General features: G+C 49.2%; 19 protein-coding genes. 7 read left to right on the top strand and 12 right to left on the bottom strand.

Annotated features, from left to right (window positions below; all coding sequences use genetic code 11):
* Positions 1-102: 102 nt before the first annotated feature.
* The 6 genes from EL309_RS10350 to EL309_RS10325 form a co-directional block, all read right to left on the bottom strand.
* Entirely contained in the window at positions 103-459 is a 357-nt protein-coding gene (locus tag EL309_RS10350) for a SpoIIAA family protein (protein ID WP_004283376.1), read from the bottom strand.
* A gap of 18 nt (positions 460-477) precedes the next feature.
* The gene (locus tag EL309_RS10345; protein ID WP_004283377.1) at positions 478-1371 is read right to left on the bottom strand and encodes a DMT family transporter; all 894 of its coding nucleotides are present in this window, start codon (positions 1369-1371) and stop codon (positions 478-480) included.
* Positions 1372-1443: 72 nt separating this feature from the next.
* Positions 1444-2040, bottom strand: a complete 597-nt coding sequence (gene pth, locus EL309_RS10340) for an aminoacyl-tRNA hydrolase (RefSeq protein ID WP_004283378.1) — start codon at positions 2038-2040, stop codon at positions 1444-1446.
* A gap of 49 nt (positions 2041-2089) precedes the next feature.
* Positions 2090-2365 (bottom strand): RnfH family protein, encoded by a 276-nt coding sequence (locus EL309_RS10335; RefSeq protein WP_004283379.1) that lies wholly within the window; start codon positions 2363-2365, stop codon positions 2090-2092.
* Positions 2358-2789: a type II toxin-antitoxin system RatA family toxin gene (locus EL309_RS10330; protein ID WP_004283380.1), complete on the bottom strand. Its 432-nt coding sequence runs from the start codon at positions 2787-2789 to the stop codon at positions 2358-2360. The genes EL309_RS10335 and EL309_RS10330 overlap by 8 nt, the downstream gene beginning before the upstream one ends.
* Positions 2790-2914: 125 nt before the next feature.
* Entirely contained in the window at positions 2915-6064 is a 3150-nt protein-coding gene (locus EL309_RS10325; protein WP_004283381.1) for a DNA translocase FtsK, read from the bottom strand.
* 139 nt (positions 6065-6203) lie between these two features.
* Between EL309_RS10325 and EL309_RS10320 the strand changes: the two genes are divergently transcribed.
* Positions 6204-6887, top strand: coding sequence for an energy-coupling factor ABC transporter permease (locus EL309_RS10320; RefSeq protein ID WP_081463191.1), 684 nt, complete (start codon positions 6204-6206; stop codon positions 6885-6887).
* Positions 6888-6944: 57 nt separating this feature from the next.
* Positions 6945-7337, top strand: coding sequence for a fluoride efflux transporter CrcB (gene crcB / locus EL309_RS10315; RefSeq protein ID WP_004283384.1), 393 nt, complete (start codon positions 6945-6947; stop codon positions 7335-7337).
* A gap of 55 nt (positions 7338-7392) precedes the next feature.
* On the opposite strand, the gene EL309_RS10310 is transcribed toward crcB, so the two are convergent.
* Entirely contained in the window at positions 7393-7977 is a 585-nt protein-coding gene (locus EL309_RS10310; RefSeq protein WP_040669698.1) for a hypothetical protein, read from the bottom strand.
* Between the two features lie 136 nt (positions 7978-8113).
* Between EL309_RS10310 and mutL the strand changes: the two genes are divergently transcribed.
* Positions 8114-10096 carry a DNA mismatch repair endonuclease MutL gene (gene mutL / locus EL309_RS10305; RefSeq protein WP_004283387.1) on the top strand — a complete coding sequence of 661 codons (1983 nt, stop codon included), beginning with the start codon at positions 8114-8116 and terminating at the stop codon, positions 10094-10096.
* Between the two features lie 106 nt (positions 10097-10202).
* Here mutL and EL309_RS10300 read toward each other — a convergent pair whose 3' ends face one another.
* From EL309_RS10300 to gshA, 5 genes are all read right to left on the bottom strand, one after another.
* Positions 10203-10655 (bottom strand): META domain-containing protein, encoded by a 453-nt coding sequence (locus EL309_RS10300; protein ID WP_004283388.1) that lies wholly within the window; start codon positions 10653-10655, stop codon positions 10203-10205.
* A 19-nt stretch (positions 10656-10674) separates the two neighbouring features.
* Positions 10675-10971, bottom strand: a complete 297-nt coding sequence (yfaE, locus tag EL309_RS10295; protein WP_004283389.1) for a class I ribonucleotide reductase maintenance protein YfaE — start codon at positions 10969-10971, stop codon at positions 10675-10677.
* A 134-nt stretch (positions 10972-11105) separates the two neighbouring features.
* Positions 11106-12239, bottom strand: coding sequence for a class Ia ribonucleoside-diphosphate reductase subunit beta (gene nrdB / locus EL309_RS10290; RefSeq protein ID WP_004283390.1), 1134 nt, complete (start codon positions 12237-12239; stop codon positions 11106-11108).
* Positions 12240-12595: 356 nt separating this feature from the next.
* Positions 12596-14875: a class 1a ribonucleoside-diphosphate reductase subunit alpha gene (gene nrdA, locus EL309_RS10285; protein WP_004283392.1), complete on the bottom strand. Its 2280-nt coding sequence runs from the start codon at positions 14873-14875 to the stop codon at positions 12596-12598.
* Positions 14876-15169: 294 nt separating this feature from the next.
* Positions 15170-16516 (bottom strand): glutamate--cysteine ligase, encoded by a 1347-nt coding sequence (gene gshA / locus EL309_RS10280; protein WP_004283393.1) that lies wholly within the window; start codon positions 16514-16516, stop codon positions 15170-15172.
* A gap of 259 nt (positions 16517-16775) precedes the next feature.
* Between gshA and leuC the strand changes: the two genes are divergently transcribed.
* The 4 genes from leuC to leuD all read left to right on the top strand — a co-directional run bounded on the left by leuC (position 16776) and on the right by leuD (position 19342).
* A complete protein-coding gene (gene leuC / locus EL309_RS10275; protein WP_004283394.1) occupies positions 16776-18185 on the top strand; it encodes a 3-isopropylmalate dehydratase large subunit in 1410 nt (469 codons plus the stop codon).
* Between the two features lie 173 nt (positions 18186-18358).
* On the top strand, positions 18359-18481 hold the full coding sequence (locus tag EL309_RS10270) for an entericidin A/B family lipoprotein (protein ID WP_004283395.1): 123 nt from the start codon (positions 18359-18361) through the stop codon (positions 18479-18481).
* A gap of 30 nt (positions 18482-18511) precedes the next feature.
* Complete coding sequence (locus EL309_RS10265) at positions 18512-18652, top strand: entericidin A/B family lipoprotein (protein ID WP_004283396.1); 141 nt, start codon at positions 18512-18514, stop codon at positions 18650-18652.
* Positions 18653-18700: 48 nt separating this feature from the next.
* On the top strand, positions 18701-19342 hold the full coding sequence (leuD, locus tag EL309_RS10260; protein WP_004283397.1) for a 3-isopropylmalate dehydratase small subunit: 642 nt from the start codon (positions 18701-18703) through the stop codon (positions 19340-19342).
* The last annotated feature ends 82 nt before the right edge of the window (positions 19343-19424 follow it).

The following is a 19424-nucleotide window of genomic DNA, read 5'->3' as shown; positions in this document are numbered from 1 at the left end:
CCAAAGGCTATGAATATAATGAGGCCGTCTGAAATTCAGACGGCCTCATCTATTTATATTTCCAATGGTTCTAGAAAACCACTATACAATCGGAAAAACCAATCAATCCGCAGTTTCTTCCAGCAACCAAGCTTGTGCACTTTCGGCAGTTTCAAAATATTTCGGATGTTGGTTGGTCAGCAGGCTGGATAAACGCGTTGCCAGTTTAATCCAAACATCATCAACCACAATGGCGATACGGCCGAAATCGTTTTCGTGTTTATTCATAAATTTAAGCTGTTCAACCGCCATATCGACCGTAAAATCTTTCAGCATCGACAGATCCATCAGCATATCCGGACGGTGTATTTTCCGCGCACATGCCAATGCGGCCTGCTCGAATTCATGGAAATCTTCCAAGCTGAATTCGTTGAATAAAGCCACATTCAGACCATAAGATTGTTCTCGTATAGAAATCATCGTCCACTACTCCTTATTTTATTGTCGAAATAAGCGGTATCGCTGCAACCATGACGGAGGTATGCTGCTCAACACCCCACTCATCACAATGATACCCATCCCCAGCGTTTCCTGCCAGCCGATTTTGTCTCCCAACCACCACATGCCCGCCAGCGAAGAAAAAACCACCGTTAAATAAGAAAGCGAAGCAACGGTAAACTTATTGCCAACCTTATATGCCCGGGTCATGCACAATTGTGCCACCAATGCAGATGCACCGACACCCAACAAATGCGGTAGTGCCTGAATGTTAAACGCATGCCAGCCTTCGAATGTCGCCCAAATACCGGCCAGCAGCATACCGATCAAAGACAAGTAAAATACCACCCGCCAGCCCGGCTCACCCAATAAAGAAAGCTCGCGCACCTGCATATAAGCCCATCCTGCCAAAGCCCCACCGGCCAACCCGACCATAGCCGCCAGCTCCTGCCCGCTTTTAAAAGAAGGATTGAGCAGCACCGCTACACCGATAAAGCCTAATATCAAAACCATTACGGTATACGGCGAAATACGCTCTTTCAAAACCAAAAATGAAAAAACAGCCAAAAATATCGACGAGGTGTAACTCAAAGTCACACCGGTTGCCAAAGGCAGGTGGGTAATGCCGTAAAAAATACACAACATCGCTACCGAACCGGAAATGCTGCGGCTTAAATGGGCGCGCCAATGCGGCGTTTTAAATTCCAATCCTTGAAATCTGGCCATCGCCCCCAAAAACACCGCCGAGAAACCCATCCGCCAAAACACCAGCTCTGCCGTACTCAAACCGAAACGTTGTGCGGCATCTTTAACTTGGAAGTTCATTAAAGTAAAACACAGTGCGGCAATCAGTATCCACCCCGCACCTAAGCGGTCTTTATATATTTTGTCCATATCCAATCAAATCAGGCCGTCTGAAAAAACACTCTTTTTCAGACGGCCTCCTTATCATTTATATCGATTCATTTATTTTCCATGCAGCATTCGCATGGCTTCTTCAAAATCTCCGGCCATAATTTTCGGCATAGCCTGCAGAGATTTGTTGATGGAATCGTCGATTTTTTGTCTGTCGTCCGCACTGGGTTTATTTAATACATAAGCGGCCACCACATTCCTGTCACCCGGATGGTCGATACCCAAACGCAAGCGGTAGAAATTAGGCGTACCCAGTTTGGCCTGAATGTCTTTTAAACCGTTATGACCGCCGTTGCCGCCGCCCAATTTAAACTTAATCCGACCGCAGGCAATATCCAGTTCGTCATGAACCACCAAAATCTCTTCCGGCTTGATTTTGTAAAACGAAGCCAATGCAGACACGGATAGTCCGGAGCGGTTCATATAAGTATCAGGCTTCAGCAGCCATACTTCCCCTTCAGGCAGAACTGCTTTTGCCGCCTCGCCGTGAAACTTCTTTTCGGGCTTGAAAGCGGTTTTCCACTGCCAAGCCAGCTCGTCTGCAAACCAAAACCCGACATTATGGCGGGTATGTTCGTATTCCTTGCCCGGATTGCCTAATCCGACAATCAGTTTGATTTTCGACATGTCGTATTCCAAATCTGTCATGCACCGCCCGACTGACCGAGTATTTTTTTCAGACGGCCTCAATATTGTTTTATTCTTGATTTTTAACCCGTAAACGGCGTGCATCTTTCGGATCAATCAGCAAAGGCCGGTAAACTTCCACACGGTCTTTACTGCGTAAAACCGTATCGTCTTTTACCCTTTTACCGAAAATGCCCAAAGGAGACTTCTCGATATCGGCTTCGGGAAATTGTGCCGCCACATCGCTCAACCTAACGGCTTCACGTGCCGTTGTCCCCGCTTTTACTTGAATTACTTGAAGAAACTGCCTATCCGCCGTTCCGTAAACCACTTCGATCTCAACCATAACGGCGGTCTGCCTCCTTGATAAATGCATCGACCAAGGTTCCCGACAAATGGCTGAACACCGGAGAAATCAAAGCAGACAACAGGCCGCCTGCAAAATCATATTGAAGTTTGAATTCGATTTTGCAGCAATCATCGCCCAAAGGAATAAATTTCCATGTCCCTTGCAGCGTTTTAAACGGGCCTTCGAGAAGATTCATGCGGATTTCCCTGCCCGGGATATTGTGGTTATGCGTGGCAAAAGACTGTTGCACGCGCATGTAATCCATATACAAACGCGCTTTAAGCTCATTGCCGTTGCGCTCGATAATTTCTGTTTTGCCATACCACGGCAGAAATTTCGGGTAATCTTCCACCCGGTCAACCAACTCAAACATCTGCTCGGCACTGTGCAGCACCAAGACGTTTTTTTCTACTGTTTTCATAAATCACTTCAAGCAGGAAAGGGCGTTTTATAGATGAAAACCACCTGTTTCCCATTTCATCAAAACACGGTCAAAACCATCTTCCTGCCGTAAACAATCCGGCAGGAAACCTGTATACGGAACGGTTATTCCAAATGCTTGCCGTTCGGCACCAAAATAGTGCGGTTGCCGTTGGATTCAGCAGCGGAAACAATGCCGTCTTCTTCCATTTGATCCATCAAACGTGCAGCACGGTTATAGCCGATTCTCAAATGGCGCTGTATCGAAGAAATGCTGGCTTTACCGCTTTTCAAAACACAGGATACGGCATCGTCATACATGGGATCTTGCTCTCCCTCGTTGTTACGCATACCGTTTGCGTTACTGAAGATATCGTCACTGCCGACACCGGCCGTCAAAATATCGTCAACATAATCCGGCTCGCCGAACTGCTTCAGATATTCGACGACATGGTGCACTTCGTCATCGGAAGCAAACGCGCCGTGCACACGCTTCGGATAGCCTGTACCCGGAGGCAAGAACAGCATATCGCCTTGTCCGAGCAGGTTTTCCGCACCCATTTGATCCAAAATAGTACGGCTGTCTACTTTGCTGGAAACTTGGAATGCGATTCTGGTCGGAATATTGGCCTTAATCAAGCCGGTAATCACATCCACACTCGGACGTTGGGTAGCCAAAATCAAATGGATACCTGCTGCGCGCGCTTTTTGTGCCAAGCGTGCAATCAGCTCTTCGATTTTCTTGCCGGCCGTCATCATCAAATCAGCAAACTCATCGACCACCACCACAATAAACGGCAGCTTCTGCAAAGGCTCGGGATCGTCAAGCGTCAGACTGAAAGGATTGGCCAGAGTTTTGCCTTGTGCTGCCGCTTCGGCCACTTTTTGATTAAAACCGGCCAAATTGCGCACACCCATATGGCTCATCAGGCGGTAACGCTTTTCCATTTCGTTGACACACCAATTCAAAGCGTTTGCCGCCAATTTCATATCGGTTACCACCGGAGCCAGCAGATGAGGAATCCCTTCGTAAATGCTCAATTCAAGCATTTTCGGGTCGATCATAATCATGCGGACATCTTCCGGCATAGCTTTGTATAACATGGAAAGTATCATCGCATTCACACCGACGGACTTACCCGAACCTGTCGTACCGGCCACCAAAAGATGCGGTGCTTTAGCCAAATCGGTAACGACCGGTTCGCCGGTAATGTCCTGCCCCAAAGCCAAGGTCAGCTTAGACTTGGAATTTTGAAATGCAGGCGCATTGAATATCTCGCTCAGACGTATCATTTGGCGTTTGGGATTGGGCAACTCCAAACCCATGCAGGTTTTGCCGGGTATGGTTTCCACCACACGGATAGAAGCTACGCCCAATGAACGTGCCAAATCTTTTTCCAGATTCAATACCGCATTACCGCGAACGCCGACATCCGGCTCGATTTCATAGCGGGTAATGACCGGACCGGCATAAGCGTCCACCACTTTAACCTTAACTTTAAACTCGCTCAGCTTTTCTTCAATGGTAATGCTGTTCTCCAACAATGTTTCTTCCGTCTGCATGGCACTCGGATCAAATTGCGGCGGCAACAGCAAATCCAAACCTGGCAATTGCGTATTACCGGCTCTTTCTTCAACAACGGCAGTTGAAGCATATGCCTCTTCATGCTCTGCATCGGACTCCTGAATATCATCTGCGTCAAAACGATCTGCACTTTCGAAATCGGCCAGAACCGCTTCATCTTCAACGTCCGCATAACGGTATTCTGTAAACCGCAGCTCATCTCCTACCGGGCTTTCCAAATATTCAGACGGCCTTTCATTGAAAAAAACCGGTTCGGAAATCGAAACTTTCGGCGCGTCATATTCTTCGCGTGCAAACACCGGCTCGGACATCTCAACGGAAAAAGGCGCCGTATCTTCAAGCACGGGCGGCTCAACCACGGTTGCGGCCGCTACCGGGGGGGCATAAGGGGCAATACGCGGTGTCTGAACGGGAGTTCGGGGCGGCTGCAATTTGATTGCATGACGTTCTACCCTAACCGATTCGGGAATCACACTTTCGCGCTGCGTTGTATCGACGCGGCGGAAACGGCGCACTGAAGGCGCATCGGTTTTCGCCAAATTGGCAAACACTTCGCGCTCGGGAATAACGTTGGGCGAATAATCCTTAATAGGCGCTTGCGCTGCAGCCTGACGGTTGCGGGCCATGCGCTGCCGCAGCAGATTGGTACGGATGTCTTCTTCACCGATGGTTTCGGGAACGGAAGATACGGGTTGCGGAACAATACTTCTCGGCGTTTCACTGCTGATCTTCTGAACTTCTGACAGCACGCGCTCCCGGGTTCGGCGTACGGAAGGATCAGTCAATTCAATGGTTTTCAGATCGCGCACGGGTTTCGGCGGCTCAACGGTTTCCAATGCCGGACGGAAATGCCAATTACTCAATTCGACCACTTCCAAATCCGCGGCGGGTTTGTCGCCACGCACCGCGTGCGCCACAGGAAGCTCTTCCGCTTTGGCCCGATCCATCAACGTTGCTTCCGTTAAAGCACGGGTTGCTTCTTCGATGGTAATCACTTCCAAAGTCGAATCAACCGGCTTGGCAGGACGGTATTCATCGTCTTCATCATTGAAATAAACAGGCTGGGCAGAATGTTTGCTTGGACGGGATTGATGTTTGGGCTGCAATTCTTCGGGACGGACAACGGAAGCCGTAAACAGCGGAATATCCTGTTTCTCCGCTTCCACACTGTCCGCAGCGGATAAGGATTCGGTTTCGTTCTGTTCGGTCTGCAAAAGGCCGTCTGCAAAAGGCTCGGGCTTCAAAGAACGGATAGCGGCTTGTTTATCGTGTTGCGCTTCTGTTTGGGCAGCCGCAAAAATAGGCAGCTCGCTGACTTCTTTATCCAGCTCGGCATCGCTCTTTTTACGGCTGACCGCATCGAATTTACGGCTGTGTTTCGGCGACAAGGCACGCAGTTTTTCTACGGTTTTATCGTACACTTCTTTCGCTTCTTCCGCCGCTTTATGGCTGCTGCGCGTATTTTTCAGATTGGGATCGACACCGCGCAGGTTTTTCGGCTGCTTCAAGCTCTGAAAAGGCTCGTCCGCACCCTCAATTCCGGCGGTTTCATGACGGGTAAGGTACGTCAGTTCGCGCATCCATTCCCGCTCCTGACGGTAATAAATCCACAATGCTACCACCGTAGCACAGAGTAAAATGAGTAACAGCATCCACAACATAACGGCACCGGCCTTATCAATTTTCGGCAAAGGCCTTATTTTAGCGTGTTTCCCGTATAAAAAGAACCGCTCCGAGCAAAACCTCCGGCCGTATCTGCCGTGTGTTTTAAAAAAGAAACCCGTTTATAATGACAGCTTTCCCCCTTTTCTACCGACAACTCGATAACCGATGAATTTCTTATCCGAATGGTTTTCCCAAGAATGGCAGTATGCCGCCCACGCACTTTGGGCCGCCGTATTGCTGCTGTGCGCCAAACCGGCTTGGAAAGCCATAAAATCACATCCCCGATCGGCAGGCTTGGTTCTTCTCATCTTGTCGGTTTTATGGAGCATGGGAACCGAATTGGATAACGGCCAACTCTCCGGTATGGCCTACCATCTGCTCGGCATCAATTTGGCCGCCATGATTATCGGCACGCCTGCCGCATTATGGCTTTCCGCCCTGTTGTGGCTGCCTTATACCCTGTTGCACCATCCCGAGAGCCTGAATGTTTCCAGCCTTAATGCCTTGTGCCTGTTTCTGCTGCCGGCTTTGTTAAATGCCGTTTTCCGGCACCTGACTGCCAAACTGCCCGCCAATTTGTTTATCTATATTTTTGCCAACGGCTTTATCGCTGCGGCGGCCGGTTTTATTTCAGCCGGTGCTTTGCTGGTATTTGCGCTACAACTTTCCGGCGCTTATCCGACATCGGTTTTATGGGAATCGGCCTTTCCCGTGTTTTTCCTGCTGGCTTGGGGCGAAGCCTTTTTAAGCGGTATTTTTACCGCCATTTTCGTCGCCTTGAAGCCGCAGTTGCTGATCACGTTTGACGACAACCGCTATCTGCATAAAACCAACCACATCTGGAAATAATCAAGGCCGTCTGAAAATACTTATGTTTTCAGACGGCCTCTCTGCTACGGGAGCATTATGTTTCAATCTATCGCAAGCATCAGCATCGGTGCCGCTACCGGTGCTACCCTGCGCTGGCTGCTCGGCCTTTGGCTGCCCGCACAGGCAAACTGGCCTGCATTGGGTACGCTCGCCGCCAATTTCGGCGGCGCTTACCTAATCGGCATCTCGGCAGCATTATTTTCCCTATTCCCCAGCAGTAACCCCAATTTAAAACTGCTGCTGATAACCGGTTTTCTCGGCAGCTTTACCACTTTTTCCGCTTTTTCTCTCGAAGTCGTCCAAATGTTGCAAGCCCAGCGTCTGCTGCAGGCCGCCTTAACCATCTCGCTGCATGTGTTCGGCTCCGTCTTGCTTACGGCCTTAGGCCTATGGACGGTTTCTGCCGTACGCTCCATTCTGCAAACCTGACGGCAATCGCAAAGGCCGTCTGAAATTTTCAGACGGCCTTTGCGAAGGCAAAATATCATTCCGGATTTCGCTTAAACAGCCACAGCCAAAATCCCTTCACAAACACCGCGCACAAACACAAAAACATTACAATTACCGCCAACCAATACACTGCTACGGCAGATTTCAACCAGCGGTATTGTTCCACGACCGATTCAGGTATCCAATTCAAGACCAACATACACAACATCATCATTAAAGCTATGATGTTTTGTTTCCTGACAAAAGACCGTGTAAAGCCCATTTTTTTGTTGATGTGGCTTGACCGGCACTCCGCCTTTTCTACAAATTTGTCGATTTTTTCTTCAAAGTGTTTGAATTTTTCATCTCCGTCATTCAATGCACCTGACTTATCTTTATCGGACAACCTGTATCTCATTACTGCCATCAGCCAACCGGTCAATATCCCTACGGAAACACAAATAATCTCCATCCAAGGCCAAGACAATATAAACGGCCATACGTTCACAAATAACACAACACCCAAGACAAACAAAAAAGCAAGCAAGACAAGCACAAGAACAAGCAAGACAAGCACAAGAACAAGCAAGTACAAATCCAAAAATAAACCAATGATAAAGGCCATATCCCCTTTTCCCATCTACAAACAACATTCGGCACACCAAATATCCTTACCACACTCCGGCAACAAACAAAACCGCCCGAAGCTGTATCAGAAACACGGCCCATTTGCTATATAATAAACCCACTTTTTTATTCTTACATCCAGTACAACCATGAACCGCATCGCCGCCCTGCCCGACCATCTCGTCAACCAAATCGCCGCCGGCGAAGTGGTGGAACGCCCCGCCAGCGCCTTGAAAGAAATCGTAGAAAACAGCATCGACGCAGGCGCGACGGCGGTTGATGTGGAGCTTGCCGGCGGCGGCATCAGGCTGATCCGCGTAACCGACAACGGCAGCGGCATCCATGCCGACGACATTTCCCTCGCCCTGCACCGCCACGCCACCAGCAAAATCAAATCGCTCACCGATTTGGAACACGTTGCCAGCATGGGCTTTCGTGGCGAAGGCTTGGCTAGCATCGCATCGGTGAGCCGCCTCACGCTTACCAGCCGCACCGAAAGCAGCGCGCACGCCAATCAGATAAAAGCGGAAGACGGCAAACTCAGCGAAAGCGGTGCGGCGGCGCACCCCGTCGGCACCACCGTAGAAGTAGCCGAGCTGTTTTTCAACACCCCAGCGCGGCGCAAGTTTTTAAAATCCGAAAACACCGAATACGCCCATTGTGCCACCATGCTCGAACGCCTTGCGCTGGCGCATCCGCATATTGCCTTTTCGCTCAAACGCGACGGTAAAAGCATCTTCAAACTGCCCGCCCAGAGTTTGCGGGAACGCGTCGCCGCCATCGTGGGCGACGATTTTCAGACGGCCTCTTTGGAGATCGACAGCGGCGAAGGCATCATGCGGCTCCACGGTTTCATCGCCAAGCCCACCTTTGCCAAAGGCAAAACCGACAAGCAGTATTGTTTCGTCAACCGCCGTTTCGTGCGCGACAAAGTGATGCTGCACGCCGTGAAACAAGCTTACCGCGACGTGTTGCACAACGCCCTCACGCCCGCTTTCGTGCTGTTTCTCGACTTGCCGCCCGAAGCGGTGGACGTAAACGTGCATCCCACCAAAACCGAAATCCGTTTCCGCGACAGCCAAGCCGTACACCAACTGGTGTTCCACACCCTCAACAAAGCATTGGCCGGTACCCGTGCCGACCAAACCGAAAGCGTGAGCAACGCCGGCAGCGTATTGCACGACATGCTGGGCGTAACCATGCCGTCTGAAAACCCAAGCGCACCGGAAAGCCTTTCAGACGGCCTCAAGCTGACTACGCAGCCGCAGCAACAACATTTCGGCGGCTTTGGAGGCAAATCCGCACCCGCGCCCTACTCCGCCGCCCGCGTACCGCAACAGCGCACCTTATCCCTGCGCGAAAGCCGCGCCGCCTTAAATACTTATGCCGAGCTCTACCGCAAAACCGAACCGGATGAAGACATCGAACTTAGCCAGTTTGAGCAAGCCCGTTTCGGCATCCAAAGGCCGTCTGAAATCCACCCTGAAACAGCAGAACAACCAAGCAGCACCGATGCTGAAAAGCACGATCCCCAAGCCGCCGAACTGCCGCCTTTAGGCTTTGCCATCGCGCAACTTTTAGGCATCTATATCCTCGCCCAAGCCGAAGACAGCCTGCTGCTTATCGATATGCACGCCGCCGCCGAACGCATCAACTACGAAAAAATGAAAACCCAGCGCAACACCCTCGGCAGCCTACAAAGCCAGCGGCTGCTGATCCCCGTAACCTTTGCCGCCAGCCACGAAGAAACCGCCGCCCTTGCCGACCATGCCGAAGCCCTGCGCGGATTCGGCATGGAGCTTTCCGACATGGGCGGCAACACCATCGCCGTGCGCGCCGTGCCAGCCATGCTCGGCAAAAGCGACGTGGCCTCGCTCGCCCGCGACATGTTGCGCGAAATCGCCCAAAACGGCAGTTCGCAAACCATCGAAGCGCGTGAAAACCAAATCCTTTCCACCATGGCCTGCCACGGCTCCGTGCGCGCCGGCCGCCAGCTGACCCTGCCCGAAATGAACGCCCTCTTGCGCGACATGGAAAACACCCCGCGCAGCAACCAATGCAACCACGGCCGACCCACTTGGGTGAAGCTCACTTTGAAAGAATTGGACGCACTGTTTTTGCGCGGACAGTGAGTGAGAAAGATTGTTTTGCTGAAATAATTGGTGAAGTGATAGGAAGGCCGTCTGAAAAATTCAGACGGCCTTGTTTATTTTCCAGCGTACTTTAATGTTGAAATACTCAATCCCAATCTTGCGCCACAAACCTTGCGGTTTGCCCTTGCCCGTTTTGTAAAATCAAGCGGTGGCCTTCCAGCTTATAGCGGGTAAAACTGCCGATACGGTTGCCGAAATCCTGCTCCAAGGCCATGCTGTCAAAACAAAGCTTGCGTGTCGAAGCAACGGCACCAAAAGCTAATCGGCCTTCCGTGCGGGAAGATTGGCTGACATCGGCTTCAAACATCATGCGGTTGCAACCCATATAAGCGGATACATGCGGCAAAGCCGTAAAATTCATTTCTGCTTTAGCCTGATGAAGCTGCTCACGAGTGAAGCCCGGCCACTCGTCAAGCATCCATACCCGATTTAATTTTGACTCTGCGCCCATTTCCACTTTTCCTGAATCATTCACCGCCACATGAGTACACGCACCCAATACCAATGCGCCGACAACCGTAAATAATTTGGTTTTCATCTCTTCCTCACTTTAGCTGTTATTCCGAAAACAAATCTTGATCAAACAAATCCGGCTCCTGCTGCGGCAAGCCGCAATCTAAAGTCACCGCCTCGTCCACCTGACAACAGCAAGGTAAAATTTCACCGGGAGCAACAAAGGCCAATGGAAATTCTTTATAGCTGACCTTTCCGGATAAAATCTTTACCCTGCATGAACCGCAATAACCGCTTCTGCACTGATATTCCACTTCATGGCCCGTACGTTCCAACCCTTCAAGCAAAGTTTCCCCTTCTTGGAGTTTGAAAATTTTATCGCGTGTGGTAATCAAAACCATAATGTGACTGATCAGTTTCAAAATAATAAATTAAACGCTCGGCCATGATTCATTACTGTTCGTAATTATAACGATGTCCAAACACTAAGGCCGTCTGAACTTTTAAATTTTCAGACGGCCTTCGATATTAATGCTTACAGCTCAAAATCGCCCAAATCATCCGCGCTCACTTCGGCATCAATCTGGCCGATTAAGTAAGAGCTGATTTCCACTTCCTGCGGCGCCACCTGAACATTATCAGACGACAACCACGCATTAATCCACGGAATCGGGTTTTGGCTCGCTCCTTCAAAAGCAGGCTTCAAACCCACCGCCGCCATACGCAGATTGGTAATATATTCAACGTACTGACTGAGAATTTCCTTATTCAGGCCGATCATCGAACCATCTTTAAAGAGATACTCCGCCCACTCTTTTTCCTGAGTGGCCGCCGTTTTAAACAATTCGAAACATTCCTGCTCCAACTCGGCGGCAATCTGTGCCATTTCAGGGTCGTCCGCACCGCTGCGCATCAGGTTCAACATATGCTGCGTGCTGGTTAAGTGCAAAGCTTCATCTCGCGCAATCAGCTTGATGATTTTTGCATTGCCTTCCATCAACTCGCGTTCGGCAAAAGCAAACGAGCAGGCAAACGACACATAAAAACGGATCGCTTCCAGCACATTCACGCACATCAGGCACAGATACAGTTTCTTTTTCAGCTCGCGCTTGTTAACCGTAACCACCTTACCGTTCACATGATGCTCGCCTTCGCCCAACAGATTGTAGTATTGGGTATATTCAATCAAATCATCGTAATAGCAGGCGATATCTTCCGCGCGGGCAATAATGTATTCGTTATCGACAATATCATCGAACACCACCGAAGGATCGTTCACGATATTACGGATAATGTGCGTGTAGCTGCGCGAGTGGATGGTTTCCGAAAACGACCACGTTTCAATCCACGTTTCCAACTCCGGAATCGACACCAACGGCAGCAAAGCCACATTCGGGCTGCGCCCCTGAATCGAATCCAACAGCGTTTGGTATTTCAGGTTGCTGATGAAAATATGCTTTTCATGATCAGGCAGATTCTGGTAATCGATACGGTCGCGCGACACATCGATTTCTTCCGGCCGCCAAAAGAAAGACAGTTGTTTTTCAATCAGCTTTTCAAAAATTTCATATTTTTGCTGGTCATAACGGGCAACATTCACAGGTTGACCGAAAAACATCGGCTCCAGCAAAGCATCATTTTTTTCTTTGCTGAATGTGCTGTATGACATCACTAAGTGTTCGCAGGACATAAAAGTTCCCAATATATTTTAAATTAAAGAGGTTATTGAACTTTTCTGTTGATTATTGTGTTACCGTGTTTAACTTCAGTAATACCATCAACAAATCGGATGGAAACCACAGTAATTAACACCGCGATTAAGAATGAAAAGGTCCAAACAAATGCTTTACTTGTAAAAACCTCTTTAATAATCTTGTCACTGATTTTCATAGTTAATTATGCCTCATAACATAATAAGACGTAGTACCATGTAAATCCGACAATCCTAATTTCGAATCTTTAAATTGTTGAATTTAGAAGACTCTCAATTAAGAAAGTCTATTTACACTCAAAATTTAAAAACTCTTAAATCTTACAAGCCCCACCCGCGCAGCCGTCATCCTGCAAGTCAGTCTGCGTATCGTCCGCGCCATCACGAGTGTTGTGGTAATACAGGGTTTTCAAGCCGAATTTGTAAGCAGTGAGCAAGTCTTTCAGCAGTTGCTTCATCGGTACACGGCCGCCTTCGAAGCGTTGCGGGTCGTAGCTGGTATTGGCGGAAATGGCTTGGTCGACAAACTTCTGCATAATGCCGACAAGTTTCAAATAACCGTCGTTGGAAGGCATTTGCCACAGCAGTTCGTATTGGTTTTTCAGACGGCCGAATTCAGGCACTACTTGTTTCAGAATACCGTCTTTCGAGGCTTTCACAGATACCAAACCGCGCGGCGGTTCGATGCCGTTGGTGGCGTTGGCAATCTGCGAGCTGGTTTCAGACGGCATCAAGGCGGTTAAGGTTGAATTGCGCAGGCCGTGCTTCACAATGTCGGCACGCAGGCTTTCCCAATCGAGATGCAGCGGCTCTTGGCAGATGGCATCCAAATCTTTTTTGTAGGTATCAATCGGCAGCTTGCCTTGCGCGTAAGTGGTTTCGTTGAACAGCGGGCAGGCACCGAATTCTTTGGCAAGTTCCACCGAGGCTTTGAGCAAGTAGTATTGGATGGCTTCAAAGGTGCGGTGGGTTAAAGGGATAGCGGAATCGTCGCTGTATTTCACACCGTTTTTGGCCAAATAGTAGGCGTAGTTAATCACGCCGATGCCGAGGGTGCGGCGGTTCATGGTGGCGACTTTGGCCGCTTTAACGGGGTAATCCTGATAATCCAACAAGGCATCGAGTGCGCGGACGGCGAGATCGGCCAAGCCTTCGAGTTCATCCAAACTTTCCAACGCGCCCAAGTTGAATGCCGACAGGGTACACAAGGCGATTTCGCCGTTTTCATCGTTAATGTCGTTTAACGGCTTAGTCGGCAAGGCAATTTCCAAGCACAGGTTGGATTGGCGCACGGGAGCGACTTTGGGATCAAACGGGCTGTGCGTGTTGCAATGATCGACGTTTTGAATGTAGATGCGGCCGGTGCCGGCGCGCTCCTGCATCATTAATGAAAACAGTTCGGTCGCAGGCAACGCACGTTTGCGGATATTCGGATCCTGTTCGTATTGCGTATACAAACGCTCGAATTCGTCTTGATCGGCAAAAAACGCTTCGTACAAGCCGGGTACTTCATTGGGCGAGAACAAAGTAATGTTGCCGCCTTTAATCAGGCGGGTATAAAGCAGACGGTTGATTTGCACGCCGTAGTCAAGATGGCGCACACGGTTGTCTTCTACGCCGCGGTTATTTTTCAGCACCAGCAGGCTTTCCACTTCGATGTGCCACAGCGGGTAAAACAGAGTGGCCGCACCGCCGCGCACGCCGCCTTGCGAACAAGACTTAACCGCAGCTTGGAACATTTTAAAAAACGGAATACAGCCGGTGTGTTGTGCTTCGCCGCCGCGGATTTCGCTGCCCAAGCCGCGGATGCGGCCTGCGTTGATGCCGATACCGGCACGTTGCGAAACGTATTTCACAATCGCGCTGGTGGTGGCGTTGATGCTGTCGAGGCTGTCGTCGCACTCGATCAACACGCAGCTTGAGAATTGGCGCGTCGGCGTGCGTACGCCCGACATAATCGGCGTAGGCAGGGAAATTTTGAAGGTGGAAACGGCATCGTAAAAGCGTTTCACATAATACAAACGGGTGGTTTTCGGGTATTTGGCAAATAGGCACATAGCCACCAAAATATACAGAAACTGCGGCGTTTCGTAGATTTGGCGGGTAACGCGGTTTTGCACCAGATATTTACCTTCAAGCTGCTTGACCGCGCCGTAAGAGAAAGTCATATCGCGCTCGTGGTCGATATAATCGTTCAGTTCTTCAAATTCTTCGCGGCTGTAATCCGCCAAAATGTGGCGGTCGTATTTGCCTGCTTCAGTGAGTTTGGAAACGTGCTCAAACAGATGAGGTGGGTCATATTCGCCGTAAGCAATTTTTCTCAAATGGAAAATTGCCAAGCGCGCTGCCAAATATTGGTAATCCGGCGTCTCTTGGGAGATTAAGTCTGCAGCCGCTTTAATGATGGTTTCATGAATATCATCGGTGCGGATGCCGTTATAAAACTGGATATGCGATTTCAGCTCAACCTGAGAAACTGAAACATTATTTAAACCCTTAGCTGCCCATGTGATAACACGGTGAATTTTATCAAGATTTAGCTCTTCCAAGCGACCATCTCGCTTAGTTACTTTCAGGTTAGTTGCAGCATTCATCGGTTTATTCCAATTTGGTTATTACAAACACAAAACTCATCAAGTCTTGCAGCCGGGAAGACAATATAATGGATTTTGCTTTTGATAACCAGTCTTGACATGACTGTTTTTTTTCTTCAAAAAAATAGGAGATAAATAGGAGATTTGGATTGTTCTTTGTATTGCCTAACAAAGGCGGATTTTTATCTTTGTAGCATTAAAAAATACATCTGTTAATTATTGTAAAGATAAAAATAAGGCCGTCTGAATATTGCTACTCAGACGGCTTATTAATATTTACTTGAAATATTATTATTAACCTTGTTCCAACTCAAGTGATGCAGCCAACAGCGATAATCTCGCCATCACACCATAAACATATAAACGGTTACATTCGCAATCCGGCGCATCAGATGCAGACGGCATCCCCAATCTGTCCCATTGTTCAAAAACGCGCTTACAGGCAGCCAATACTTCTGGATCGGCATCACCGCTACTGCTTACAGAGGGGATGCTCTGCTCCAGTGGCACAAAAAGCATACCCGAAGCATTGAGATTTTCGTCAGCCCCCCGTCCTTCATGCACGCGGTAAAAGCCACCGATAACAAATCTATCCATCATATATACAACAGGCTCGGCCACAGCTCCATTTAGAGTCTCATAAGTATAGATACCTTCTTGAACGATAACTTCGCTGACTTCCAAACCTTCTTTCACTTTCGCCATTTTATTGCGGTTTTTACGGTTCAGGCTACGCACCTCATCGGCAGACTTCACGCTCATCACCCCCATGCCGTATGTGCCCGCATCGGCTTTAACAATCACAAAAGGTTTGTCATCAATGCCTTTCTCATCGTATTTCGCCTGAATCTTCGCCAACATCCGTTCGACGGCATCCGCCAAAGCATCCTCGCCTTCACGCTCTTGAAAATCCAAACCGCTGATTTGCTCGAAATAAGGATTGATCTGCCATTCATCCATACCGATTAATTCGGCAAACTCGGCAGCTACTTTATTGTATGCGCCAAAATGTGTAGTTTTACGGCGCGTTGTCCATCCCCCGTGCAACGGTGGCAATACCGTTTGGTTTACACCCTTCAAAATATCAGGCACACCGCCTGACAAATCATTGTTTAACAACACCACACAGGGGGAGAAACCATCTGCCAAATGCACCCGTTCACGGGTGCGCAGTAATGGTTCCAGCAAAATTTTATCACCCAAAGCCGTCTGAAACTCGGTAGGTTCGGCAATATCAGGGTTCAAACTGCCCAAACGCACTTCAAAACCTGCCGAACGTAAAATGCTGCTGAGTGAATAAACATTTTGCAGGTAAAAAGTATTGCGGGTATGGTTTTCCGGCACGATTAATACCGATTTGGCTTCTTTACAGGCCCGCTCCACCGCATCTTGGGCGGCCACAGCGGCCAGCGGAATAAAATTGGGATTAAGATTGTTGAAGCCGCCGGGAAACAGGTTCATATCGATGGAAGCCATTTTATAGCCGCTGTTGCGGATATCGACCGACCCATAAAACGGCGGCCGGTGACTTGCCCATTTAGAACGGAACCAAGCTTCAATTTTAGGCTGGTTTTGCAGGATTCTTGCTTCAAAATCCTGCAAATGCTGCTTATATTTTTCTGATACCACAGGCAAGTTCATAATTTATACTTCCTAATATTGAAATTAACATTGGTAGATAATAAATTTTTTAACCTCTGAAAAGCAAGAATGTTTTAAATAAAATCTTTTCCCGGACACAATAAAAAGACAAAATGTCTAATTTTTGCGATATAAAGGAGCGAGTTCAGATTGTTGACAATAAATTAGACAAAAAGGTTGCAATAAGTTAACGACGAGTCTAATATAGCCTAATAAATTAACTGATTTCTCCGAACATCCACTTCCAAAGCAAATGATCATGAATCCACAAACCCTCTACGACAAACTCTGGAACAGCCATATCGTCCGCCAAGAAGAAGACGGCACGGTTTTACTCTATATCGACCGCCATCTGGTTCACGAAGTAACCAGCCCGCAAGCCTTTGAAGGTTTGAAAATGGCCGGTCGCAAATTGTGGCGCGTCGACAGCGTGGTTTCCACCGCCGACCACAATACGCCAACCGACAACTGGGACAAAGGTATCCAAGACCCGATTTCCAAGCTGCAAGTTGACACTTTAGACGGCAATATCAAAGAATTCGGCGCGCTGGCTTATTTCCCGTTCAAAGACAAAGGGCAAGGCATCGTGCATGTGATGGGGCCGGAACAAGGTGCCACCCTGCCCGGCATGACCGTGGTTTGCGGCGATTCGCACACCTCCACCCACGGCGCATTCGGCGCATTGGCACACGGCATCGGCACTTCCGAAGTCGAACATGTGATGGCTACCCAATGCATCACGGCCAAAAAGTCCAAATCCATGCTGATTAAGGTCAACGGCCGTCTGAAACCGGGCGTAACCGCCAAAGACGTGGCCTTATACATTATCGGCCGAATCGGCACCGCAGGCGGCACCGGCTATGCAATCGAATTCGGCGGCGAAGCCATCCGCTCGCTCAGCATGGAAGGCCGCATGACCTTGTGCAATATGGCGATTGAAGCCGGCGCGCGTTCGGGCATCGTGGCGGTGGACGACACCACCATCGAATATGTAAAAGACAAACCTTTCGCTCCCAAAGGCGAAGCATGGGAGCAAGCCGTTGCTTACTGGAAAACGCTGGTTTCCGACGAAGGCGCGCCATTCGACAGCGTATTCGAGTTTGATGCCGCCGATATCGAACCGCAGGTAACGTGGGGCACTTCACCCGAAATGGTGTTGGACATCAACGGCAAAGTGCCGAATCCGGCGCAAGAATCCGACCCCGTTAAACGCAGCGGCATGGAACGCGCCCTCGAATACATGGGCTTAACCGCCGACACGCCGCTGAACAAAATTCCGGTAGACGTGGTGTTTATCGGCTCCTGCACCAACAGCCGCATCGAAGATTTGCGCGAAGCCGCCGCCGTAGCTAAAGGCCGTCTGAAAGCGGATAACGTGAAACGCGTTTTGGTGGTGCCCGGCTCGGGTTTGGTTAAGGAGCAAGCCGAAAAAGAAGGTTTGGACAAAATCTTCACCGCAGCGGGCTTCGAATGGCGCGAGCCGGGCTGTTCGATGTGCTTGGCCATGAATGCCGACCGCTTGGAACCGCAAGAACGCTGCGCCTCCACTTCCAACCGCAATTTCGAAGGCCGCCAAGGTAACGGCGGACGCACCCATTTGGTGAGCCCCGCTATGGCGGCGGCGGCGGCGGTGGCCGGACACTTTACCGATGTGCGCAGCTTAATTTAATATTTTTATCAATATCAAATAATGAAAATCAAAGGGTTATAAGCAGCTTCAGCAAACCTGCATAAGTATCATTGAATTTCAAAGAAGTATTTGGCATTATGATGAATACCAAGGTTCTTGGTTGTACTTAATAAGTGATTTCACCATATACCATTTATAAGGAGTGGGAAACGATGAAAAAATTAGCTTTAATCACAATTGCTACCGTAGCATTGCTAACCGGCTGCAACACCATTGCCGGTGCAGGTAAAGATGTCAGCGCAGTAGGACGCGCTGTTACCCATGTTGCCCAATAATTGGGATTGTTCAATCAAAGGAGTTTAATAATGAAAAAATTCGCACTGATCGCTCTTACCGCCGTTTCTTTCTTGGCCGGTTGCAATACCATTGCCGGCGCAGGTAAAGATGTCAGCGCTGCAGGTAACGCTGTAACCAACACGGCACAAGACGTTAAATCTGCTATGTAATTCATTACCCCCGCCGCAAGGCGGGGTGATTCCGACTGAAAGTACACCATGAAAGCCTTTACCAAAATTACTGCATTGGTTGCCCCGCTCGACCGCTCCAATGTCGATACCGATGCAATCATACCCAAGCAATTTCTCAAATCCATCAAACGTTCAGGCTTCGGCCCCAACTGCTTCGATGAGTGGCGTTATTTAGATCACGGCGAACCCGGCATGGACAACAGCAAGCGTCCGCTTAATCCTGATTTCTCACTGAACCAACCACGCTACCAAGGTGCGCAAATTCTGCTCACCCGTAAAAACTTCGGCTGCGGCTCATCACGCGAACACGCCCCCTGGGCTTTAGACGACTATGGTTTCCGCGCCGTTATCGCTCCTTCTTTCGCCGACATTTTCTTCAACAACTGCTATAAAAACGGCCTGCTGCCGATCGTATTAAGTGAAGAAATTGTAGATAAACTGTTTCAGGAAACCGAAGCCGCAGAAGGCTACCGGCTTTCTATCGATTTGGAAAAACAAACCGTAACCACACCAAGCGGCGAAGCATTCGGCTTCGACATCACCGAGCACCGCAAACACTGCCTGCTCAACGGCTTAGACGAAATCGGTCTGACTCTGCAGCATGCAGACGAAATCAAAGCATTTGAAGCCAAACGCAAACAAACCCAGCCTTGGCTGTTTAATGCCTAAAAACAATAAAGGCCGTCTGAAATTTCAGACGGCCTGACTACATACCCAAACATATTTAATATCAAACTTAATATTCTGTTCA

Origin of the sequence: Neisseria weaveri, from assembly GCF_900638685.1 — a bacterium.
In the GTDB taxonomy this organism is placed as follows: Bacteria; Pseudomonadota; Gammaproteobacteria; order Burkholderiales; family Neisseriaceae; genus Neisseria; species Neisseria weaveri.
This window is presented reverse-complemented; position numbering and strand designations above follow the sequence as displayed.